The organism is Amycolatopsis sp. NPDC003865, assembly GCF_053605345.1.
Window position 1 is genome coordinate 311,485 of sequence record NZ_JBSGJA010000001.1, and the last position, 22,764, is coordinate 334,248.

The following is a 22,764-nucleotide window of genomic DNA, read 5'->3' on the forward strand; positions in this document are numbered from 1 at the left end:
GGATAGACGTGCGAAACCGGACAGACTTTCGATCGAACGATGCAAAAGTCTGTCCGATCCTGACGTTACTGGCCGAGGTTGTCCGGCGACCCCCAGTGAGCCGCGGCCTCAGCTGCTGAGCGTGAACGCCCGGTCGGTGGCCGACCAGGCCGCGCCGATGACACCCGCCGTCTCACCCAGCTCGGACAGCACGATCGGCAGGTTCCCCGTCGCCAGCGGGAGCGAGCGGCGGTACACCGCGCTCCGCACCTCGGCCAGCAGCTGGTGCCCGAGCTGGGCCACCCCGCCGCCGATCACCACCATCCCCGGGTTGATGAAGCACACCAGCGAGGCGATCACCTGGCCGAGCCGGCGGCCGCCGTCGCGGATCAGGTTGACCGCGCCGAAGTCACCCGCCGCCGCCGCCCGGCCGACGTCGCGGGCCGTGACCGCGCCGCCGTCCGCCGCCACCTCGGCGAGGTGCGCCGAGCGGCCGCTGCGGGCCAGCGCCAGCCCGTCGCGGGCCAGCGCCGCGCCGCCGAAGTAGGCCTCCAGGCAGCCGACCTCGCCGCACGCGCAGGTCGGGCCGTAGTCGTCGAGGCGGATGTGCCCGATGTCGCCCGCCGTGCCCGCGACCCCGCGGTACACCTTGCCGCCGAGCACGATCCCGCAGCCGATCCCGGTGCCGATCTTGACGAACATCAGGTCGTCGGTCGACCGCGCGACCCCGGCGTGCCGCTCCCCGAGCGCCATCGCGTTGACGTCGTTGTCCACCGCGACCGGGCAGCCCCACAACCCGCCGAGGTGGTCGCGCACGTTGAACCGGTCCCAGCCGGGCATGATCGGCGGCGCGACGGCCATTCCTTCGGCGAAGCTGACCGGGCCCGGCAGGCCGATCCCGGCGGCGACCAGCCGGCCGGGCGCCTGGTCGCGGACCTTCGCCGCGAGCTCGGCGACCCGCCGCAGCACCGGGTGCGGCCCCTGCCGGACGTCGCAGTCCTCGACGGTGTGCGCGAGCACCTCGCACGAAGCGTCGGTGACGGCCAGCCCGACCGAGGTCGCGCCGACGTCGACCGCGAGCACCCGCAGGTCGCCGGCCAGCCGGACGAGCGTGGACCGCCGCCCGCCGCGGCTGGCCGACGGACCGGCGGTCTCGACGAGCCCGACTTCCCCGAGCCGCGTCACCTCCGCGCCGACCCGGGCCCGCGGCAGCTCGAGCCGCTCCCCCAGCTCGACCCGCGACATCGGGCCCTCGTCCCGCAGCAGGGTGAGCAACCGGGTCTGGTGCCGGGTCTCGACCATCGACTGCTCCGGGGTGGATACCGCGCTCATTCGGCTCAGCGTAGTGCGTCCCCGAGCACCACCGGCTCACTCCGGCCAGTGCACCTCGTCCGGGTACTGGTGGAACTGCCGCAGGTGCCGCTCCTCGGTCCGCCCCTGGAGCGGGAACTTGAACCGCGAACCGTCCGGCCAGGTCAGCGTCCGCTTGCGGAAGCCGATCTCCGGCGCCGCGCTCCCCCGCGCCTCCCACACCACCTGCGGCTCGGGCGCGTCGGCCGGGTCGAGGTACGTCGAGCCGGTGTCCACGAACGCGACCGACGACGGCGAGCACACCAGCCATGGGCCCTTCGCGAGCCGCAGCAGGTCGAGCGGTTCGAGGACCTGGGCGCCGGCCGGGCCGGTCACCTGGACCTCGCGTTCGCCCTTGCCGCCGCCACTGCCCGCCGAGCTCGCCAGGTACGCGACGAACCCCACCGCCGCGCCGATCCCGCGCGCGACGGTCAGGAAACCCTGCCGTACCAGGCCTTCGCCCTCGACCGTCCCATCCGGACGGCGGCCGGGCACGGCGTACCGCAGGTCCGCGTCGCCCAGGCGCAAGACGATCACCGGCTCGCGCCAGCGGTCGCGCATCAGCGCCTCCACCCGCTCGCGGAACCTCGGGCGCACCTGCGCGGCCTCGGCGGCGGCCTCCATGCGGTCCCCGAACTCGACGGCCTTGCGCGCTAGATGTCCAAGTTCCGCCGGGTCTCCTCCGGGCTCTGGTCCCCGCCGATCTCGCTCTTGTCGAACCACGGCTCGTCCTCCTCGGGAGTAACGGCTTCCTTGCCTTCGCCGAACGCCGTCTTGCCCGCGGCGATCCCGGCCTTCACGCTCGCGCCGGCGACCAGCGGGCTCGCCCCGACCGAGGTGCCGAACATCGTGCTGAGCATCCGGTTCCCGGGGGTGAACGCCACCCCGGCCGTGTTCTCCAGCGTGTCCAGCCCGAACCGCGACTCCCCGGCGTACCGGCCGAGCCGGAACTTCCGGGTCATCTCCACGACCTTCGTCGAGTACTTCGCGAGGAACTCGATGAACGTGTCGAGCAGCTTGCCGAACTTGCCCAGGTACCGGGTGACCTTCTGCAGGACGCTCGCGGCCTTGGCGATGGACGCCGTCATCGCGGCGGCGACCGAGCTGCCGAAGCTGATCACCGACGCGGCCAGCGCCGGCAGCCAGATGGTGATGAGCCAGGACACCAGCTCGGTGATGATCGCCTTGATCACCTCTTCGATGACCTGCATGACCATCGACCACATCTGCAGCACCTCGGCGACCGACCCGGCCGCCGAGCCGACGCCGCGGATGCCCGAGGAGAAGTCGCCGAGCGCCTCCTTGGCCGCCTTGCCCGCTTCGTCGACCCACTCGGCCAGCGCCGTGTCGCCGGTCTTCTCGAAGTCTTCGGCGAGCGCGACGAAGCCGTGCGCGATCGTGGCGAAGTTCTCCGACGCGTGCCCGATGGCCGGCCCGTCGCCGGTGACGGCGTGCAGCGCGTCCTGCAGCGGCTGGACCAGCTCGAGCAGCATGTTCAGCCCGTGGCCGACCAGCCAGCCGATCGGGTCCATCGCGAAGGTGACCATGTCGGTCGCGGCGCCGGCGACGAACCCCGCGCCGTCGGCGACCAGCGCCTTGCCCGCCGAGGCCAGCTCGCCCGCGCCGTCCGCTTCGGCGGCCTGCTGGGCGTGCTCGGCGATCGACTTGCCGGACTTGTAGACGGTGCCGACGATCGGGGTGGCCTCCGCCGCGCGGTCGAGGTTCGCGCTCATGCTCTCGTCGTAGGGCTGGACGTCGAGGGCGTCCGCGATGCTCTTCTTCGGCTCGGTCACTTGCCCTGGCCCCCGATCGCGTCGATCTCCGCCTCGTACCGGCCGAAGGCGATCACGCCCGCTTCTTCGGTGCCGCGGTACATCTCGGCGGCCTTGGTCATCTTGGTGGTGAGCCCGTCGACGCCGTCCTTCAGCTCGCCCAGCAGCGACCGCAGTTCGCCGAGGCGCTCGGTGTAACCCTGCTTCGCCCAGATCCCGACGACGCCCCAGGCCGTGTCGGTCACGTCGGCGGCGTCGATCTTGGCCCCGAACTTGTCCGCTTCCTGCTCGTAGAAGGGCAGCTGGCGCGCGTATCCGGAGATCGCGTCGATGTTGGTCTGGATTCCGTCTGGCATCGCGGAGAGTTCCCTCGGTCGGATCAGGAGCGGCGGAGGATCGGGCCTTGGTCGAAGTCGTCGTCGTCCCCGGGATCGGGACGGCGCCGCGGCCGCGGCGCCTGCGGCTCCGACGCGGGCTCGGGCGCCGCGGTTCCGAACGCTTCGGCCTGCGCCTGCCGGACCTGTCCGGAGACGTCGAAGCCGAGCTGGTCACCGAACGCCTCGTCGACGATGCCGGCCTGCTGCTGCGCGGCCCCGGCCACGGCCTGGCGGAGGGTGGCCATGATCCGCTGGGCGAGCTGGCCCGCTTCCAGGTGCATCGCCCCGGCGGTGAGCCGCAGGTCGGTGACGGTGCCGCCGGCCCCGGCGGTGACGGTCACGGTGCCGTCCGGCGAGGTCACCGACGTCGAGACCTGCGCGACACGCTCCTGCATGTCCCCGACCTCGGCGAACCGGGCCTCGGCCTGGCGCACCTTGGCCTGGAAGGTCTCGAACTGGGCGATCAGCTGGTCCATCTCGGCCGACATCGTCACTTCCTTCGCGCTACGGGGGCTTGGCCGGAGCATGACAGATCCGGCGCGTTCCCGCGGCATTTCGGCGGAATGCGAAGATCAGCCGATGAAGCCCGCCGCCTTGAGCCAGTCGCGGGCCACCGTCGCCGGCTTCTGACCGTCCACACTCACCTTCTTGTTGAGGTCCGTGAGCGTCGCGGTGTCGAGCTTCGCCGCGATCGGCGTGAACACCTGCTCCAGCTGCGGGTACTTCCGCGCCACGCCCGCGGCGATCGAGATCGCCGGGTTGTAGGTCGGGAAGAAGTGCCTGTCGTCCTCCAGCACGGCCAGCTTCTGGCCGGCGACCCGCCCGTCGGTGGACGCGACCGAGCCGAAGCCGCACGTGTCGCCCTTGCCGACGCTCGGGTAGACGACGGCGTCGTTGAGGAGGTGGACCTGCGGCTCGGGCAGCGTGAACCCGTATGCCGCGGCCAGCCCGGGAAAGCCGTCGTCACGGCTCTTGAACTCCGGGCCCATGCAGGTCGACGCCGAGGCCGGATCCCGCTTCACCAAGGCCGCGTAGTCCGACAGCGTCTTCACGCCGGTCCGGTCCACCACGGCCGGGTTGCCCGCGATCGCGTAGGTGTCGTTGGCCGGCGAACGGGCCCACCACGTGACGCCGTTGGCGGCGTCGGCCCGCTTGACCGCGTCGTACTGCGCCTGCGCGTCGGCGATCGGTTTCGTTTCGCGGAGGTAGCTGATCCACGCGGTGCCGGTGTACTCCCAGTACAGGTCGACCGCGCCGCTGGTGAGGGCCTGACGCACGTTGCTCGACCCGGTGATGTTGGTCTTGTCCTGCGGGCTCGCCCCGGCCGCCTGCAACGCGACGAGGGCGATCTGGCCGAGCAGCAGCTGCTCGTCGAACTCCTTGGAGCTGACCCGGATCTGCGCGCCGCTCAGCGCGTCGATCTTCTTGATGGACCCCTCGCCCACCCCGGCGCCGGGCTGGTCCTTGCCGATCGTGCACCCGGCGGCGAGCGCCGTGACGAAGGCGAGAACGACGGCTGTCGTGCGTCGCATGCGTTGTCCTCCTGGGGTTCTAGGTTCCGCGCGGGTGCAGGACCTCCTCGGCGACCAGGCCCAGCCAGTCGGCGAAGAGCGCCAGCGCGGCGACGACGATGCCGAAGGTCAGGCTCAGGATCGGGCGGTACAGCCCGATCCCGGCGACGAGCCCGCCGCCGAGGCCGCCGCCGTCGATGAACGTCGCCAGCGACGCGCTCGCGACCGTGAGCACCAGCGCCGTCCGGATCCCGGCGAGGATCACCGGGACGGCGAGGGGCAGTTCGATCCGCCACAGGATCGCCGTCTTCGTCATGCCCATGCCGCGGGCGGCGTCCACGAGCGCCGGGTCGACGCCGTCGAGCCCGACCATCGTGTTGCGCAGCACCGGCAAGGTCGCGTAGACGACCAGCGCCGCCACCGCCGTCGCGGTGCCCGTGCCGATCCAGAGCGCGAGCAGCACGACGAGCCCGATCGACGGGATCGCCTGGCCGAGGTTGCCCAGCCCGAGGCCGATCGGACGGGCCCACCGGGCGCCCGCGCGGGTGAGCAGGACGCCGAGCGGCAGGGCGATGGCGATGGTGCAGACCGTCGAGATCAGCGTCAGCAGCAGGTGCGCGCCGAGCTCGGCGAAGATCTCGCCGGCGTTGAGGTAGCGCTGTTCGATCGAGTCGAGCGGGTACGCGCGCACGACCAGGAACAGCGCCAGCAGCGCGAGGGCGAGCAGGACCGGGCGGACCAGCAGCCCGGGCCGGCGCCGAGACGGCCGTTCCGGGACCGTCTTCGGCGGGGCGTCCGCTACAACCGCCGGCGGGGTGTCGACGGCGGGCTGGAGGGCAGCGAGCAGCCGCGGAAGGTCGAGCGTCCGCCCGTCCACCGCGACCGCGGTGCTTCCGGTGCGCACCATCGTGTCCAGCGCGTCCCGCAGGGTGCCCTCAGGCGGGATCGACGGCAGCCCGTCCGCCGGCGGCCCGAGGCCGGCCTCCGCCGCCGGGATCAGCGCCAGCCGCTTCAGGTTCCGCTTCGAACCGGCGAAGGACGCGACGTAGCCGTCGGCCGGCGCGGCGAGGATCGCCTGGGGCGTGTCGTACTGCGCGAGGACCGAACGCGGGCGCAGCACGGCGATCCGGTCGCCGAGCTTGAGCGCCTCGTCGAAGTCGTGCGTGACGAACACGATCGTCTTGCGCGCTTCCCGTTGCAGGCGCAGGAATTCGTCCTGCAACCGTGCCCGGGTGATCGGGTCGGTGGAGCCGAACGGCTCGTCCATCAGCAGGACCGGCGGGTCGGCGGCCATCGCCCGCGCGACGCCGACGCGTTGCTGCTGGCCGCCGGAAAGCTCGCGCGGGTACCGGTCGCCGTGGTCCCGGGTCAGCCCGACGACGTCGAGCAGCTCGCGCACGCGGCCGGCGATCCGCCGCCGCGGCCAGCCGAGCACCCGCGGCACGACGCCGATGTTGGCGGCCACCCGCAGGTGCGGGAAGAGCCCGACCTGCTGGATGACGTACCCGGTGTGGCGCCGGTGCTCGTCGAGGTCGAGCGCCGAGACGTCGGTACCGCCGACGGTGACGACGCCCGAGGTGGGTTCGACGAGCCGGTTGATCATCCGCATGGTCGTCGTCTTGCCGCACCCGGACGGGCCGGTCAGCACGACGATCTCGCCGGCGGGGATCCGCAGGGTGAGGTCCTCGACCGCGGGCGCCGGCTGTCCCGCGTAATGCTTGCTCAGATTCCGCAGCTCGATCGTCTCGCCCGCGGTGCCGTTCGCTTGCTCCGCCGTTTCGACGAGGGCTCGCGGACGCCGCCACGTCGTCAGCTTGCCGAGCACCACGAACGCCAGGTCGAACAGCAGCGCCAGCAGCACGATCCCGAGCGTCCCGGTCAGCACCTGGTTCAGGGAGTTGACCGAGCCGAACCGGCCGAGGCCGTCGAAGATCTCGTTGCCGAGGCCGGGTCCCTTGACGTAGGCGCCGATCGCCGCGATCCCGATGGTGATCTGCGTCGAGACGCGGATGCCGGAGAGGACCACCGGCCAGGCCAGCGGCAGCCGCACCCGCCACAGGACCGCCGCCTTCGTCATGCCCATGCCGCGGGCGGCGTCCACGACAGCCGGGTCGACGCCCCGCAGCCCGACGATGGTGTTGCGGGTGATCGGCAGGAGCGCGTAGAGCACCAGCGCGCACAGGACGTTGGTGAGCCCGAGCCCGAACGGGCCGATCAGGATGCCCAGCAGCGCGATCGAGGGGACGGTCAGGAACGCGGCGGTGGTCGTGGTCGCGAGTTCGCCGAGCCACGCCGGTAGGTGAGCAGGCCCAGCGTCATGCCGGCGAGCACGGCCAGCGCCACCGCGGCGAGCGTGAGATCCACGTGGAGGATCGCGTCGTTCACGACGTCGATCCAGTTTTCGCGGAGGTACTCCCACAGGCTCAGTGCCGCCCTCCTCGACGTCGGTGAATAACCGCCCGGTTGTCAGCCCAGCACGCCCACGGGGTTCTTGTCCACCGTCCGGGCGACGGGCCGGCCGGGCAGTGCCCGCTCACGCCGCGCCGAACTCCTGGTCGATGAGGTCGAACAGCTCGTCGTCCGACGCGCCGGCCAGGTCCTCGGCCGGTTCGCCGGCGACCTCCGTTCCCCGGGCCCTGGCCAGGAGCCGTTCGAGGCGCACCACGAGCCGGGTGCGCCCCGGGTCCTCGGCGGGCAGGCCGTCGAGCAGCTCTTCCACCCGGTCCAGCGCCGCGGTCCCGGTCGTGCCGTCGTCGCCGGTCAGCAGCTCGCCGCCGAGGTACTCCGCCAGCGCGGTCGTCGTCGGATGGTCGAAGACGACGGTCGCGGGCAGGCGCAGGCCGGTCGCGGCGTTGAGGCGGTTGCGGAGCTCGACCCCGGACACCGAGTCGAACCCGAGCTCGCGGAACGCGCGGTGCTCTTCGACGGCCTCCGGCGACGGGTGGCCCAGGACCACCGCGGCCTGGGTCCGGACGAGCTCGGTCAGCTCGCGGGCCGCCGCGGCCCGGTCGAGGCCGGCCAGCCGGGCCGCCAGCGGGGCCGGGCCGGCCGGTGCCGCGCCGGTCGCGCCGCGTTCGGCCAGCTCCGCGACCTCCGGCAGGTCCCGGACGAACGGGCTCGGCCGGGCGGCGGTGAAGGCGAGGTTGAAGCGGTCCCACCGGATGTCGGCCACGGTCACCGCCGGCTTCCCGGCGTCGAGCACCCGCTGGAGCGCGGCGAGCGCGACGGACGGCGCCATTTCCGGCACGCCGTGCCGGTCGAGCAGGTCGCCGACGTCGCCCTCGGCCAGTCCCCCACCAGCCCAAGCGCCCCACGCGATCGACGTCGCCGGCAGTCCTTCGGCGTGGCGTTGCTCGGCGAAGGCGTCGAGGAAGGCGTTGCCGGGCGCGTAGTTGCCCTGCCCCGGGATGCCGAAGACGGCCGAGATCGACGAGAACAGCACGAACGCGGACAGCTCGCGATCCCGCGTCAGCTCACCGAGGTGCAGCGCCGAGACCGCCTTGGCGCGCAGGGCCCGGCCCGCCTGGGCCGGGGTGAGCGAGTCGACGAGCCCGTCGTCGAGGTCGGCGGCGGTGTGGAAGACCGCGCCGACCGGGTGGGCGGCCAGCAGCCCGGCGAGCTGGTCCCGGTCGGAAACGTCGCACGCGGCCAGCGTCACCTCGGCGCCGAGTGCCCGCAGGTCGGCGGTCAGCTCCGCCGCGCCCGGCGCGGCCGGGCCGCGCCTGCTGGCCAGGACCAGGTGCGCGGCGCCGTTGCCGGCGAGCCAGCGCGCGACGTGTCCGCCGATCGCCCCGGTGCCGCCGGTGACCAGGACCGTGCCCTCCGGCCGCCAGGTGCGCCCGGTCCGGCGGGCCGGCGCGCGCCGCAGCCGCCGCGCGAAGACCGTCGCGCCGCGCAGCGCGACCTGGTCTTCGCCGCCGAGACCGCCGAGCACGGCGGCCAGGGCGGTCGCCGGGGCCTCGCCGTCGGCGGGCAGGTCGGCCAGCCCGCCCCACCGTTCGGGGTGTTCCAGGGCGACCACGCGGCCGAGCCCCCAGGTGAGCGCCTGCGCGGGCGCCGGCGGCCGGTCGCCGTCCCCGGTCCGGACCGCGCCCCGGGTCACGCACCACAGCGGCGCGTCGATGCCCGCACGGCCCAGCCCCTGGATCGCGGCGAGCGTCGCGGCGTACCCGGCGGGCACGCCCGGTTCGCCGGGCAGCGGTTCTTCGTCCAGCGCCAGCAACGACAGCACACCCGTCACCGGCCGGCCCACCTCGCCGGCCAGCGCGCCGAGATCGGTTTCGACGACGTCCGCGCCCAGCCCGGCCAGCGCCGTCACCAGGTCCTTGGCCAGCTCGGCGCCGAGCACCAGCCAGCGGCCGGCCAGCCGGGACCCCACGGGCACCGGCACCGGCCGCCAGTCGACGGCGTAGCACCAGCCGTCGACCACCGGTTCGGCCCGCCACTGCTCCCGCCACCGGCGCAGCCCGGCCAGCGCCGGCCCCGTGCCCTCGGCGGGCAGGTCGAGCACCCGGCCGAGCACCTCGGCGTCCCCGTCTTCGACCGCCGCCCAGAACGCGTCCCCGGCCGCGTCCGCCCGCGCGACCGCGGACGGCACGTGCCAGTAGTGCTCCCGCCGGAACGGGTAGGTCGGGAGGTCGACGCCGCGTCCGCCGCCGAACCCGGCGACGCTCGCCCAGTCCGGGGACAGCCCGTGCACGTGGGCGCGGGCGAGCGCGGCGAGCAACGTGGCCGGGCCGTCGTGACGGCGGCGCAGGGTGCCGAAGACGACCGCGTCGGGGGCGGTGGCCGCCAGCACGTCGCCGATCCCACCGGTGAGCACCGGGTGCGGGCTCACTTCGACGAAGAAGCGGTGCCCGCGTTCGGCCAGCGCCGCGATCGCGGGCGCGAAGGCGACGGGCTCGCGCAGGTTCCGGTACCAGTAGGCGGCGTCGAGTTCGTCCGCGCCGACCAGGTCCCCGGTCACGGTCGAGAGCATCGGGACCTCGCCCGCCCGCGGCCGGACGCCGGCCAGCTCGGCGACGAGCCGGTCCTCGATCGCCGCCACCTGGGCGGAGTGCGACGCGTAGTCCACCGCGATCCGGCGGACGCGGACCCCGGCCGCGACCTGCTCGGCGAACCAGGCGTCGAGCGCTTCGACGACGCCCGAGACGACGGCCGAGCGAGGGCCGTTGACCGCCGCCACGTCCAGCCCGTCGATGCCGGCGACGCTCGCGCGCACCTCGTCCACCGGCGCCTCGACCGCGACCATCCCGCCGAGCCCGGCCAGGGCCGCCAGCGCCGCGCTGCGCACCGCGACGATCCGCGCGGCGTCGGCCAGCGACAGCGCACCGGCCACGCACGCGGCCGCGATCTCGCCCTGGCTGTGCCCGACCACCACGTCCGGTTCGACGCCGTGGGCGCGCCAGACGGCCGCGAGCGAAACCATCACCGCGAACAGGGCGGGCTGGACGACGTCGACCCGCTCCAGCGACGGGGCGCCGGGAACACCGCTGATGACGTCCCACAGCTCCCAGCCGACGTGCGGCGCCAGCGCGTCCGCGCAGCCGGCCATGCTGCGCGCGAACACCGCCGACCGCTCGGCGAGGTCGACGGCCATGCCCAGCCACTGCGAACCCTGGCCGGGGAAGACGAACACGGTCCGCCCTTCGACGGCGACCCCGCGGACCAGGCCGGCGGTGTCGGTCCCCTCGGCGAGCGCGGTCAGGCCCCGGCGGAAGTCCGCCGGGTCCGCGGCGAGGACGACGGCCCGGTGGTCGAAGGTCTCGCGGCCGGTGGCGAGCGCGGCGGCGACGTCGGCCGGCCGCGGCGCGGGAACGGCGTCCAGCAGGGGAAGCAGCCGGCTCGCCTGGGCGGCCAGCGCGTCGGCCGTCTTGGCGGACACCAGCCAGGGCACGGTGTCCGCCGGCGCGGCCGGCGCGGGCTCCGCCACCTCTTCGGCGGCTTCGAGGACCAGGTGCGCGTTCGTCCCGCTGACGCCGAAGGAGGAAACCGCGGCGCGGCGCGGCCGGTCCCGGTCCGGCCACGCCCGCTCGCCGGTGAGCAGCGCCAGCCCGCCGGCGGACCAGTCGACGTGCGGGGTCGGTTCGGTGGCGTGCAGCGTGCGCGGCAGCCGGCCGGCCCGCATCGCCAGCACGGTCTTGATGACCCCGGCCACCCCGGCCGCGGCTTGCGCGTGCCCGATGTTGGCCTTGACCGAGCCCAGCAGCACGGGGTCGCTCGCGGGACGGCCCCGCCCGTAGGTCGCCAGCAGCGCCTGCGCCTCGATCGGGTCGCCGAGCGGGGTGCCGGTGCCGTGCGCCTCGACGACGTCGACGTCCGATGTGGACAGTCCGGCGTCGGCGAGCGCGTGGCGGATCACCCGCTGCTGGGCCGGCCCGCTGGGCGCGGTGAGGCCGTTGGACGCGCCGTCGGAGTTGACCGCCGAGCCCCGGATCACGGCGAGCACGCGGTGCCCGTTGCGGCGCGCGTCGGAGAGCCGTTCCAGCAGGAGCAACCCGGCGCCCTCGCCGAGGCCGAACCCGTCGGCGGCGGCGGAGAACGGCTTGCAGCGGCCGTCCGGCGCGAGCCCGCGCTTGCGGCTGAACTCGACGAAGATGCCCGGGTTCGCCATCACCGTGACGCCGCCGGCGAGCGCGAGCTCGCAGTCGCCCGCGCGCAGGGCCCGGACCGCCAGGTGCGTGGCCACCAGCGACGACGAGCACGCGGTGTCGACCGTCACCGCCGGGCCTTCCAGGCCGAACGTGTAGGCGATCCGGCCGGACGCGACGCTGCCGGTGTTCCCGGTGAGCAGGTACCCCTCCAGCTCCGCCGGCGCTGCGTGCTGGCGCGGGCCGTAGTCCTGCGTCATCGCCCCGACGAACACCCCGGTCCGGCTGCCGCGCACCGACGAGGGCACGATCCCGGCCCGCTCCCAGGTTTCCCACGCGACCTCCAGCAGCACCCGCTGCTGGGGATCCATCGCCAGCGCTTCACGCGGGCCGATCCCGAAGAACGCCGGGTCGGCGGCGCCCGCGTCGGTCAGGAACCCGCCTTCGCGCTGGTAGAACCGGCCGGGCACGGCGGGTTCGGGGTCGTACAGCCCGGCGACGTCCCAGCCGCGGTCGCCGGGGAACTCCCCGATCGCGTCCCCGTCCGCGCGGACGAGGTCCCACAGCTGCTCGGGTGTCCGGACACCGCCGGGGAACCGGCACGCCATCGCCACGATCGCGATCGGCTCGTCGGCCGCCGCGGCCGGGCCGTCCGGCTCGGCCGCGGGATCGTCGCCGCCGTCGAGGAACGCGGCCAGCGCCGCCGGCGTCGGGTGGTCGAAGACGACGGTGGCGGGCATGGGGATGCCGGTCTCGGCGACCAGGCGGTTGCGCAGCCCGACGGCGGTGAGCGAGTCGAAACCGAGGTCCTGGAAGGATTTCCCGGGCGGCACCGCGCCCGCCGAGTCGTGCCCGAGCACCGACGCGGCGACCTCGCGGACCAGCTCTTCCAGGCGGCGGCGCCGCTCCGGGCCGGACAGCCCGGCCACCGGGGACGCGGTGGTCCCGGCCTCGGCCGCCGGTGCGAAGCGGCCGGGATCGAGCGGGACGGCGACGAAGGGGTGCTCCCCCAGCGCGGCCGGCAGCACTTCCGGGAGGCGCTCGGCCGGTGCCGAGAGCACGGTCGCCGTCCGGCCGCGGGCCCGCAGGTCCGCGGCCACGGCGGTCAGCGAGCGCGCCTGGGCCGCGGCCGCGGTGAGTCCCGGTTCCCCGGCCGCGCCCGGCGCGGCGAGGAACACCAGCGGGAGGTCGGCGGGCACCGCCGCCACGGCGGCCGTCACGGACGCCAGGACGGTGCCGGCCGCCGGCGCGGGAACGACGACGGCGACCGGGGCCCCCGCCGGGTCGCGCACCTCGAACGGCCCGTCGGCGGTGGGATCCCAGCCGGACAACGGCCAGGGCCCCGCGGGGACCGGGTGCCACTCTTCGACGAGCGCGGCGCCCCCGCGCACGGCGCCCGGCGAACCGGCGGCGACCAGCGTCGCGACGGCGGCCGCGGTGGCGGCGTCGACGCGGTCGACGTCGACGACCTCGCAGCCCACCGCGCGGCCCGCCGCCCCGGCCGCGTCGTCCGGGGCGGCGGCCACCGAACGGGTGACCGCCCACAGCCGCGCGCCGGGGAAGGCGGCCCGCAGATCGTCCACAGCGGACAGGGGCAGCAGCGAAACGACGCCCGCCACGCCGGTTTCCGCCGCCGTTCCGGGCCAGTCGGCCACCCGGACGGCCGCCGGCTCGAGAGCGGCCGCGAGCCGGCCGGCCGCGTCGGCGTCCACGCCGGCGGGGTGCACGACCAGCCAGCGGCCCGCCGGCTTCGCCGGTGCCGCGGCCGGAGCGGGCCGCCAGGTCAGGGCGTACGGCCCGGGGGCCGGGCCGGCCGGGACGGCGACGCGCTGGTAGGCGTACCCGGGCAGGTCCACCCGCCGGCCGCCGCGGGAGGGCGCGGCCCAGTCGACGTCGACGCCCCGGACGTGCAGCTCCGCGGCCGCGGCGAAGAACTGCCGGAGGCCACCCTTGCCGCGCCGCAGCGTGCCCACCGCCGTGGCGGCGGGCGCGGCTTCGTCGAACGTCTGCTGCATCCCCATGGTCAGCACCGGGTTCGGGCTCACCTCGACGAAGAACCCGGCGCCCGCTCCGGCGAGCGCCGTCACCGCCTCGGCGAACCGGACCGGCTGCCGCAGGTTGGCGCACCAGTACCCGGCGTCGGTCAGCCGCGTGCCGAGCGGGCGGCCGGTCACCGTCGAGTACAGGGGGATCTCCGCCGGCCGCGGCCGCAGCGGCGCGAGCGCTTCCGCCAGGCGCGGCGTGATTTCGTCGATGTGCGCGGAGTGCGCCGCCAGGCCGACCGGGAGCAGCTTGCCGCGGACACCCCGCCCGGCGAGGTCGGCCAGCAGTTCGGCGACCGCGGCGGAGTCGCCGGACACGACGACCTGGCGGGGGCCGTTGACCGCGGCGAGGGTGACCCGGCCGGCGTAACCCGCCAGCGCGGCCGCGGTGTCCTCTTCGGACAGCGGCAGGGAGGCCATGTCCCCGCGGCCGGTGAGCTCGGCCTGCAGCCGGCTCCAGACCGCGACGACGCGGGCGGCGTCGGACAGCGAAAGGGCGCCGGCGACGTGCGCGGCGGCGATTTCCCCGAGGCTGTGCCCGACGACCGCGACCGGGTGCACGCCGTGCGCGCGCCAGAGCGCGGCCAGCGCGACCATCACCGCGAACAGGGCGGGCTGGATCACGTCGACCCGCTCCGGCGACGGCGAACCCGGCGCGCCGCGGAGGAAGTCCGTCAGCGACCAGCCGGTGAACGGGGCGAGGGCTTCGGCGCAGTCGTCGATCGCCCGCGCGAACACCGGCGAGGTGGCCAGGAGCTCTTCGGCCATGCCCACCCACTGCGGCCCCTGCCCGGGGAAGACGAAGACGACGTCGCCGCCCTCGCCGGCGTGCCCGGTGACCAGGTGCCGCACCGCGGAACCGCCGGCCAGGGCGTCGGCCAGTCCGGCGGCGTCCGCGCGGTACCCGGGCAGCAGGACCGCCCGGTGCGCCAGCCTCGGCCGGGTGGCCAGCGTCCAGCCGACGTCGCCGAGGGACCGGCCCTCGAGGTGGGTCCGCAGCCGGGCGGCGCTCTCCCGCAGCGCGGCCGGGCCGGCCGCCGACAGCACCAGCGGCACCGGGCCGGGCACCGCCTCCCCGGCCGGGACGGCGGGCGGGGCGACGACTTCGCCGTCACGCAGCAGGCAGCGCACGCGGTCCCCGGCGGCCGGCCGCTTGAGCACGGCGAACCCCGTGTCCGCCGAGCCGTACAGCACGACTTCCCCGTCGGCCGGAACCGGCACCCCGGCCCCGGGCGCGATGGTGACCGCCGCCGGGGCCAGCTCGGGCACGACCGCCGCCAGCGCGGTGCGGACCAGCACCCGGCCCCGGTCGTCCCAGCCGGCGTCGATCGTGACGGAGACCCGGCCGGCCGGCGCCCCGGCGTCGACCCACGCGTCCCAGGCCAGCTCCAGCGACGCCCGCTGTTCCGGCGTCAAGGCTCCGGCCCGCGGACCGGAAAGCCCGAACAGCTCCCGGTCGAACGTCCCGGGCTCGCGCGGGTCCCCCGCCGGCGGCGCCCACGGCGCGAGCCGGCGCCAGACCGGGTCCGCGGCGCCCGCCGGTACGGCGGAGAGGCCGACGACGGCGGGGATTGCTTCCTGAGCGGTACCTTGCGCGGACACCGGAGACCCCTTCCGGGAACGGGCGGTCACCTTCGAGGACCGCCGGGAAAGTCGAGCGGGAGGCCGGGGCTCACCCGGCGGACGGCGACGGGCTGCCGTAGGCGACGCGCAGGCCCGCGTCGAAGCGGACGACCTCGGCGTTCAGGTAGTCGTGTTCGGCGATCATCTCGACGAACGCGGCGAACTCCGCCGGGCGCCCGTAGCGGCGCGGCCACGGCGGCCCGCCGGCCAGCCCCGAGACGAACTGCTCGGCCAGACCGGCCGCTTTCAGCTCTTCGGTGAGCGTGGCCACCAGCGGCGTCTCGAAGATCCCCGGCGCGATGGTGACCACCCGGATCCCGTACCGCGCCAGGTCGCGCGCGGCGGGCAGCGTCATGGACACGACGCCGCCCTTGGAAGCGGCGTAGGCGGCGTGCCCGGCCTGGCCTTCGAAGGCGAACAGCGACGCGGTGTTGACGATCAGGCCGCGCTGGTCGTCGGCGAGCGGCTCGGTGCGCGCGATCAGGTCCGCGCCCAGCCGCAGGACGTTGAAGGTGCCGACCAGGTTGACCTCGACGACCCGGCGGAACCCGGCGAGGTCGTGCGGGCCGTCGGCGCCGAGCACGCGGCCCGGTGTGTCGACCCCCGCGCAGCTGACGACGAGCCGCAACGGCGCACCGGCACCCGCGGCTTCCGCCAGCGCCGCGCCAACCTGTTCGGCGCTCGTGACGTCGGCTTCGACGCCGGTCACCCCGGCGGGCAGCGACGCCTTCGCGAGCGCCGCGGGCAAGTCGAGCGCGAACACCCGGGCGCCCCGCTCGGCCAGGTGCGCGGCGGTCGCCGCCCCCAGTCCCGACGCGCCACCGGTGACCACCGCCGCGATTCCCGAAACCTGCACTGGATCTCCCCTCGGGTGGATCGGAACTCGTCAGTCGCCGAGCAGCGCCGTCAACCGGGCGGCCAGCTCGGCAGGCGTGTCCGTCCCGGCCACCGCGTCCGCGGGGAACTCGGCCGCGGCGCGCCGGGAAAGCCGTTCCCGCAACACTTCCGCCCGTTCGGCGTCGAGTCCCTGCGCGGCCAGCGGTTCGGTCAGGGCGACCAGGTCGGGGCGGCTCAGCCCGAGCACCGCCGCGACCTCGATGCGCGTCAGGTCGGCGAGGGCCTGACGGCGGTCCGCCTCGGGCAGTTCGGCGACCGGCCGGACCGGCTCCCGCGCGATCGCGTCGAGCAGCGGGCTGGGCCGGCGGGCCGTGAACACCGCGGCGAAGGTCGGCCAGTCCAGGTCGATCACCAGCTCCGCGGTGACGCCGGCGGCGAGCTGCGCCGCCAGTGTGTCCAGCGCGGCCCGCGGCGGGAGCGGACGCACCCCGCCGCGGCGCAGCTGCTCCACCACCTTCGGGTCGGCCAGGGTCCCGCCCGCCGCCCACGCGCCCCACGCCACGGTGGTGGCCGGCACGCCCGTGCTCCGCAGGTACCGGGCGAAGGCGTCGAGGTGGGCGTCGGCCGCCACGCTCGCGGCGCGGCCGTAACTGCCCCACACACCGGGGAAACACGCGAACATGACGAAGTTTTCCGAGCCGGGGCCGAAGAACTCGGCCAGGTGCGCGGCGCCGGCGGTCTTCGCGGCACCGGTGGCGGCGAACGCGCCGACCGTCTGGTCCCGCACGCCGGTCATCTCCGCCGCGCCCGCGCAGTGGAACACCACCCGCGGCCGGGTGCCCGCCGCCCGCAGCCGCTCGGCCAGCGCGGCCACCGAGTCCCGGTCGGCCAGGTCGCACCGTTCGACGTCGACCTTGGTCCCCAGCGCCGCGAGGCCCGCTTCGAACTCGCCCGCCACGGCGTCGCGCGAGGCGAGCACGACGTGCTCGCACCCGGATTCGGCCAGCCAGCCGGCGACGTGCCGGCCGAGCGCGCCTTGCCCGCCCGCGACGAGCGCGGTACCGGCCGGGCGCCACGAGCCACCGGCCGCGATCCCGGGCGCGCGCGCCACCCGGCGGCCGAAGACGCCTCCGGGCCGGATCGCCACCTGGTCTTCGGCGCCGGCCAGGACCGCCCACAGCCGGGCGAGCTCAGCGGGGCCGGCGGCCGCGGGGACGTCGACGAGCCCGCCCCACAGCTCCGGCTGCTCCAGCCCGGCCACGAACCCGAGGCCCCACACCGCCGCCTGCCCGGGCTCGCGCACCGGATCGGCGGCGCCGGTCGACACCGCGCCGCGCGTCAGGCACCAGAGCGGCGCGGTCACGCCGGTGTCGGCCATCGCCTGCACGAGCGTCAAGGTCGCCGCGACACCGGCCGGGACCGCGGGCTCACGGGGGTCCGGGCCGCTGTGCGCGGCGAGCAGGGAGACGACCCCTTCGAAGCCGGAATCCCCTGCGGTGCCGAAAAACAGTTCGGCCAGCTCCGCGCGGCCGGCGCCGGCGGGCACGCGCACCACCCGCGCCCCGGCCGCGCCGAGCGCCGCCGCCCATCCGGCCGCCCAGCCGGCGGTCCCGGGCTCGAGGACCAGCCACCGGCCGGCCGGCGTCGCCTCCGCCGCCGGCAGCGGCCGCCACTCGACGTGGTAGCGCCACGTCATCGGATCACCGGACCTCACAACAGATCGCCCCCATGCGGATCGCCCCGGCCGCGCGAAAGGCGCGGCGGGCAAGGTGTGTCGGACGGAGTCTCGGAGCGGGCGCGCGGCCGGGTCAACCCTTAACGCGCGCGCCCGTCAAGCCCTTACCCCGCCGGTTAGGGGCCGAACAGGGGGTCTAGGGGTACCTGCGGGACCGGACGGCTCAATATCCTGCGGCACAGCGCGGCGATCGCGCGGTCGCACACTGCCTGGGGAGGACGCACCATGACGCACCGCGACGGGCGGGGAACCCTCGCTCCGGACCAGCTGCGGGAGGAGACCCGGCTGCCGGCACCCGCGGTCGTCCGGCCCGGCGACACCCGGTACGCCGAACTCGTGGTGGGCTACAACCAGCGCTGGGTCGGCACCCCCGAGTCCGTCCGGCTGGCCGCATCTACCGAACAGGTCGCCGCCGTCGTCCGGGAAGCCGTGGCGAGCGGGAAGCGGCTGGCGGTCCGCAGCGGCGGGCACTGCTACGCCGACTTCGTCACCGGGCCGCAGACCCAGATCCTGCTCGACGTGTCGAACCTGAACCAGGTGCACTACGACCCGGCCCGGCGGGCGTTCTGCATCGGCGCGGGCACCCAGCTGGGCCGCATCTACGAGACGCTCTACCGCACCTGGGGCGTGACGATCCCCGGCGGCATCTGCCTGACCGTCGGCATCGCCGGCCACACCAGCGGCGGCGGGTTCGGCCTGCTCACCCGCAAGCACGGCTCGGTCGTCGACCACCTGGAAGCGGTCGAGGTGGTCGTCGTCGACGCCGACCGCCGGGTGCGGACCGTGATCGCGTCGCGCGACCCGCGGGACCCGGACCACGACCTGTGGTGGGCGGTCACCGGGGGCGGCGGCGGCACGTTCGGCGTCGTCACCCGGTTCTGGTTCCGCAGCCCGGACGCCGAGGGCACCGATCCGGCTCACCTGCTCCCGCGGCCGCCGTCGTCGGTGCTCGTCGGCCCGGCCGGGGTGCCGTGGCAGGCGCTCGACGAGGACAAGTTCCACACGCTGATCCGGAACTTCTCGAAGTGGCACGAAGACAACAGCGCACCGGACGATCCCGGGACCGCGCTCGCGAGCATCCTGTTCGCCCGGCCGAAGTCCGGCATGGGCGTCGGCACGCTGACCCAGGTCGACGCGACGGTGCCCGGTGCGCGGGACCTGCTCGACGGGTTCGGCGCGGCCGTCGTCGCGGGCACCGGGATCACGATGGCCGCGCCGCCGCGGGAAGTGCCCTGGCTGGCGTCGACGAAGTTCGTCGGCGGCGGCACGCTGCTCTACGACCCGACGCTGCGCAGCGCCGTGAAAAGCGCGTGGATGCGGCGCGGCTTCACCGACGAGCAGCTGGGCGCGGTCTACCGCAACCTCCAGCGCGACGACTACCCGAACCCGCTCGGGGTGTTCCAGCTGATGAGCATGGGCGGCAGGCTGAACGCGGTCGGCAGCGCCGAAACCGCGATGCCGCACCGGGATTCGGTGCTGTACGCGGAGTTCGAGACGTTCTGGACCCGGGCGGCCGACGACGAGGTGAACCTCGCGTGGCTGCGCGACCTCTACGCCGACACCTTCGCCGGAACCGGCGGCTACCCCGTGCCCGGCGACGTCGTCGACGGCACCAACATCAACAACCCCGACCCCGACATCGTCGACCCGGCGCTGAACCGCTCCGGCGTCCCGTGGTCCACTTTGTACTTCGGAGCGAACTACCCTCGGCTGCAGCGGGTCAAGGCGCGCTGGGACCCGACCGACTTCTTCCGGCACTCGCAATCGGTCCGGCTGCCCGGCTGACTTCCGTTGCCGGTAACGGTAATCTGGCCCGGACAGCGGTGGTTTTCCCCGGAGAGGTGGCTTTCATGAAGATCGGCCTCGGCCTTCCCCTGCAGGACCCCGACGTCCTGCTCGACTGGGCCCGCCGGGCCGACACCGGCCCGTTCGCGTCGGTCGGGCTGGGCGACCGGGTCGTGTACGACAACCCCGAGCCGCTGGTCGCGCTGGCGGCCGTCGCCGGGGCCACGAGCCGGATCCGCTTGCAGACCACCGTGTTGCTGGCACCGACCCGGGAAACCGTGCTGCTCGCGAAGCAGGCCGCGACGCTGGACCGGATGTCGGGCGGCCGTTTCAGCCTCGGCATCGGGATCGGCCCGCGCCCGGACGACTTCACGGCCACCGGCCAGGACTACCACCGCCGCGGCCGCCGCCTCGACGACCAGCTGGCCCGGCTGCGGGAAACGTGGGCGCCCGGAGCGGCGATCGGCCCGGCTCCGGCCCGGGCCGGCGGCCCCGAGCTGCTGTTCGGCGGGTTCAGCCCGCGGGCGATCTCCCGGGTGGCCCGCTGGGGCGACGGGTTCATCAGCGTGTCACCCGCGGAGCTGACGGACCAGTTGTTCCGCGCGGTCGAGAAGACGTGGCAGGCCGCCGAGCGCCCGGGCGCGCCCCGGTTGGTTGCCCAGGTGAACGCGGTGCTGGGGCCGCCCGAGCGGGTGGAGCGCGGGCTTTCCGCGATCGCGGCGTACTACCGGAGCTTGGGCCCGTACGCGGAAAAAGTGCTGGAGGACGTGCTGACCACCCCCGAGCGCCTTCGGGACGCGGTGGCCGGCTACGCGGACATGGGCGCGGACGAGGTGGTCGTGTACTGCTGGACGACCGACGTGGACCAGGTGGACCGCATCGCCGAGGCGGCGGGCTGAGCCGCCCGCGGCGTCCACTTCGGAAATCTTCTTTCGCCCGCATGATTCTCCGGGAGATGTCCGTCCCGGAAAATACGCTATCCTGGACACCATGCAGAGTGGCCGCGCCGAAAATCGAGAATTCTCCCCCAACCAGGAGGAGAAGCGGGCGAAAATCGTCGAAGCGGCCAAACTCGTCCTCGTCGAGAACGGGCTCTCCGGGTGTACCGTGCGCGCCGTCGCCGCGGCCAGCCCGCTCACCAAAAGCGCCATCCACTACTACTTCTCCGACATGGACGAGCTCATCGACCAGGCGATGGCCGCGCACATCGCCGCTTTCGGGTGCGCCATCCGGCGGGCCGTCGCGCGGCACACCGATGTGCTGGACCGTTTCTGGTCGGCCGTCGACGAATACCTGAAGATATTCCACGCCGCGCCCGGCACCATTGTTCTCTGGCACGAATACTGGCTGCATTCCGTGCGCACCGGGCGGCTCGGGGCCACCGACTCGATGACCCGGGACATCACCGGGATATTCCACGAGCTGCTCGGCGCCGTCGGAGTGGAAAACGCCGAATTGCGGGCCCGCATGCTGACGTCGTACCTGATCGGTGCCGCGACCCGGCAGGCCGTCACCGAACGGCCCTTCGCCGTCGTGCAGGACGAGATCACCCTGCTCTGCCCGCTCGGCTAGGAAAACGCGGAAGACCGGGGCCGCCACCCGCGCCGGGATCACCGGCGGGGCGGCCGCCCCGGTCACCCGCGCACCTCCCCGGATCAGGAAGCCGCGCCGGCCGGGGTCTTCGGCTTCGGTTTGGCCTTGACCGCGACGAGCCCGAGCAGGAATGCGGCGATGAGCACGCACCCCGCCACGAGGAAAGCGTTCTGGTACCCGGCGACCGTGGCTTCGGCGACGTGGTGTGCGGACGTGTCGCCCCCGATCCGGCCGCGCGTGGTCGTGATCGCGACGGTGCCGAGCACGGCCAGCCCGATCGCGCCGCCGACCTGCTGGCTCACGCTCACCAGCGCGGACGCGATGCCCGCCTCCATCGGCTGCACCGAAGTGATCGCGGTCAGCGTCAGCGGCACGATCGCGATGCCGATCCCGCAGCCCAGCAGGATCATCGGCCCGACGACCCACCCGTAGCTGCCGTCCGCCGACGTCGTCAGCCACAGCCCCAGCGCGCCGATCCCGGCGACCAGCGGACCGGTGATCACACCGATCCGGATGCCGATCTTCGCGGCCAGCCTGCCCATGGTCGAGGCCATGAACCCGATCGCGACCGCGATCGGCAGGAACGCCAGGCCCGCGCCGATCGCCCCGAACCCGAGGATCTTCTGCAGGAACAGGGTGAGGAAGAACGTCACGCCGAACAGGCCGACACCGACCGCGAGCGTGATCGCGTAAGCGGCCGAACGGTTGTGCCCGGCCAGCACGCGCAACGGCAGCAGCGGAGCGGCCACTTTGGACTCGATCACCACGAAGGCCGCCAGCAGCACGACCGCGACGGCGAGCGGCACCCACGTCGAGGTGCTCGACCACGACGTCGCCGACGCCTGGATGAGCCCGTAGACCAGCAACGCCATGCCCGCGGTCACGGTGACCGCGCCGGGCAGGTCGAGCTTGCCCGCGCGGTGGCTCGACTCCGGCAGCACCTTGGGCGCCGCCAGCAGGACCAGGATCCCGATCGGGACGACGACGAACAGGACCGACCGCCAGGTGGCGATGTCGGTCAGCACGCCGCCGAGGATGAACCCGAGCACCGCGCCGCCGCTGGAGACGATCGCGTACACGCCCATCGCCTTGTTGCGCCGCGCGCCTTCGGGGAACGTGGTGGCGATCAGGGACAGCGCGGTCGGCGCCGCGATCGCCGCGCCGACGCCCTGCACCGCGCGGGCGGCGATCAGCCACGGCTGGTTCATCGCGAAGCCGCCGGCGAACGACGCCAGCGTGAACACCGCGATGCCGACCATGAACATCCGGCGCCTGCCGAACAGGTCGCCGGTGCGGCCGCCGAGGAGCAGCAACCCGCCGAACGCCACCGAATAGGCGGTGACGACCCACTCCAGGTGCTCGGTCGAGAAACCGAGGCTGGCCTGGATCGTCGGCAACGCGACGTTCACGATGCTGGCGTCCAGCATGATCAGCAACGTCGCCGCGGCGATCACGATCAGCGCCAGCCCGAGGTTGCGCGGCTCCTCGGGCGCGTCCGGCGGCGACACGCCCGCCGCCGCATCGGTGGACCGTGGCGTAGTGGTCATCGAGCAACCCCCTGCTGCAGACT

At 74.6% G+C, this 22,764-nt stretch carries 15 protein-coding genes; 3 read left to right on the top strand and 12 right to left on the bottom strand.

Annotation, left to right across the window (positions count from 1 at the left end; translation table 11 throughout):
• Positions 1–108: 108 nt before the first annotated feature.
• From ACWEVP_RS01615 to ACWEVP_RS01665, 11 genes are all read right to left on the bottom strand, one after another.
• Positions 109–1,281 carry an ROK family transcriptional regulator gene (locus ACWEVP_RS01615; protein ID WP_452061304.1) on the bottom strand — a complete coding sequence of 391 codons (1,173 nt, stop codon included), beginning with the start codon at positions 1,279–1,281 and terminating at the stop codon, positions 109–111.
• Between the two features lie 66 nt (positions 1,282–1,347).
• Positions 1,348–1,953, bottom strand: coding sequence for a hypothetical protein (locus ACWEVP_RS01620; RefSeq protein WP_452060689.1), 606 nt, complete (start codon positions 1,951–1,953; stop codon positions 1,348–1,350).
• Positions 1,954–1,982: 29 nt separating this feature from the next.
• Entirely contained in the window at positions 1,983–3,122 is a 1,140-nt protein-coding gene (locus ACWEVP_RS01625; protein WP_452060690.1) for a hypothetical protein, read from the bottom strand.
• Positions 3,119–3,457: a hypothetical protein gene (locus tag ACWEVP_RS01630; RefSeq protein ID WP_364455377.1), complete on the bottom strand. Its 339-nt coding sequence runs from the start codon at positions 3,455–3,457 to the stop codon at positions 3,119–3,121. Before ACWEVP_RS01630 ends, ACWEVP_RS01625 begins: the two co-directional genes overlap by 4 nt.
• 23 nt (positions 3,458–3,480) lie before the next feature.
• Positions 3,481–3,966, bottom strand: coding sequence for a YbaB/EbfC family nucleoid-associated protein (locus tag ACWEVP_RS01635; protein ID WP_452060691.1), 486 nt, complete (start codon positions 3,964–3,966; stop codon positions 3,481–3,483).
• A gap of 84 nt (positions 3,967–4,050) precedes the next feature.
• Positions 4,051–5,010, bottom strand: coding sequence for a glycine betaine ABC transporter substrate-binding protein (locus ACWEVP_RS01640; protein WP_452060692.1), 960 nt, complete (start codon positions 5,008–5,010; stop codon positions 4,051–4,053).
• 19 nt (positions 5,011–5,029) lie between these two features.
• Positions 5,030–7,240, bottom strand: coding sequence for an ABC transporter permease subunit (locus tag ACWEVP_RS01645; protein WP_452061305.1), 2,211 nt, complete (start codon positions 7,238–7,240; stop codon positions 5,030–5,032).
• The gene (locus tag ACWEVP_RS01650) at positions 7,237–7,374 is read right to left on the bottom strand and encodes a hypothetical protein (RefSeq protein ID WP_452061316.1); all 138 of its coding nucleotides are present in this window, start codon (positions 7,372–7,374) and stop codon (positions 7,237–7,239) included. The genes ACWEVP_RS01645 and ACWEVP_RS01650 overlap by 4 nt, the downstream gene beginning before the upstream one ends.
• Before the next feature lie 148 nt (positions 7,375–7,522).
• Positions 7,523–15,223 (bottom strand): type I polyketide synthase, encoded by a 7,701-nt coding sequence (locus tag ACWEVP_RS01655; protein ID WP_452060693.1) that lies wholly within the window; start codon positions 15,221–15,223, stop codon positions 7,523–7,525.
• Positions 15,224–15,293: 70 nt separating this feature from the next.
• Complete coding sequence (locus ACWEVP_RS01660; protein WP_452060694.1) at positions 15,294–16,100, bottom strand: SDR family NAD(P)-dependent oxidoreductase; 807 nt, start codon at positions 16,098–16,100, stop codon at positions 15,294–15,296.
• A 30-nt stretch (positions 16,101–16,130) separates the two neighbouring features.
• Positions 16,131–17,777, bottom strand: a complete 1,647-nt coding sequence (locus ACWEVP_RS01665; RefSeq protein ID WP_452060695.1) for a beta-ketoacyl reductase — start codon at positions 17,775–17,777, stop codon at positions 16,131–16,133.
• Between the two features lie 264 nt (positions 17,778–18,041).
• Between ACWEVP_RS01665 and ACWEVP_RS01670 the strand changes: the two genes are divergently transcribed.
• From ACWEVP_RS01670 to ACWEVP_RS01680, 3 genes are all read left to right on the top strand, one after another.
• The gene (locus ACWEVP_RS01670; protein WP_452060696.1) at positions 18,042–19,601 is read left to right on the top strand and encodes an FAD-dependent oxidoreductase; all 1,560 of its coding nucleotides are present in this window, start codon (positions 18,042–18,044) and stop codon (positions 19,599–19,601) included.
• 65 nt (positions 19,602–19,666) lie between these two features.
• Positions 19,667–20,500, top strand: a complete 834-nt coding sequence (locus tag ACWEVP_RS01675) for an LLM class flavin-dependent oxidoreductase (protein WP_452060697.1) — start codon at positions 19,667–19,669, stop codon at positions 20,498–20,500.
• 91 nt (positions 20,501–20,591) lie between these two features.
• Entirely contained in the window at positions 20,592–21,173 is a 582-nt protein-coding gene (locus ACWEVP_RS01680) for a TetR/AcrR family transcriptional regulator (RefSeq protein ID WP_452060698.1), read from the top strand.
• A gap of 83 nt (positions 21,174–21,256) precedes the next feature.
• Here the strand turns inward: ACWEVP_RS01680 and ACWEVP_RS01685 are convergent, their stop codons facing one another.
• Entirely contained in the window at positions 21,257–22,741 is a 1,485-nt protein-coding gene (locus tag ACWEVP_RS01685) for an MFS transporter (protein ID WP_452060699.1), read from the bottom strand.
• Positions 22,742–22,764: the final 23 nt, after the last annotated feature.

Coding starts and splice junctions, on each gene's coding strand:
- ACWEVP_RS01615 (WP_452061304.1), bottom strand. CDS start 1,281: ATGGTCGAGACCCGGCACCAGACCCGGTTGCTCACCCTGCTGCGGGAC.
- ACWEVP_RS01620 (WP_452060689.1), bottom strand. CDS start 1,953: ATGGAGGCCGCCGCCGAGGCCGCGCAGGTGCGCCCGAGGTTCCGCGAG.
- ACWEVP_RS01630 (WP_364455377.1), bottom strand. CDS start 3,457: ATGCCAGACGGAATCCAGACCAACATCGACGCGATCTCCGGATACGCG.
- ACWEVP_RS01635 (WP_452060691.1), bottom strand. CDS start 3,966: ATGTCGGCCGAGATGGACCAGCTGATCGCCCAGTTCGAGACCTTCCAG.
- ACWEVP_RS01640 (WP_452060692.1), bottom strand. CDS start 5,010: ATGCGACGCACGACAGCCGTCGTTCTCGCCTTCGTCACGGCGCTCGCC.
- ACWEVP_RS01665 (WP_452060695.1), bottom strand. CDS start 17,777: ATGACGTGGCGCTACCACGTCGAGTGGCGGCCGCTGCCGGCGGCGGAG.
- ACWEVP_RS01670 (WP_452060696.1), top strand. CDS start 18,042: ATGACGCACCGCGACGGGCGGGGAACCCTCGCTCCGGACCAGCTGCGG.
- ACWEVP_RS01675 (WP_452060697.1), top strand. CDS start 19,667: ATGAAGATCGGCCTCGGCCTTCCCCTGCAGGACCCCGACGTCCTGCTC.
- ACWEVP_RS01680 (WP_452060698.1), top strand. CDS start 20,592: ATGCAGAGTGGCCGCGCCGAAAATCGAGAATTCTCCCCCAACCAGGAG.
- ACWEVP_RS01685 (WP_452060699.1), bottom strand. CDS start 22,741: ATGACCACTACGCCACGGTCCACCGATGCGGCGGCGGGCGTGTCGCCG.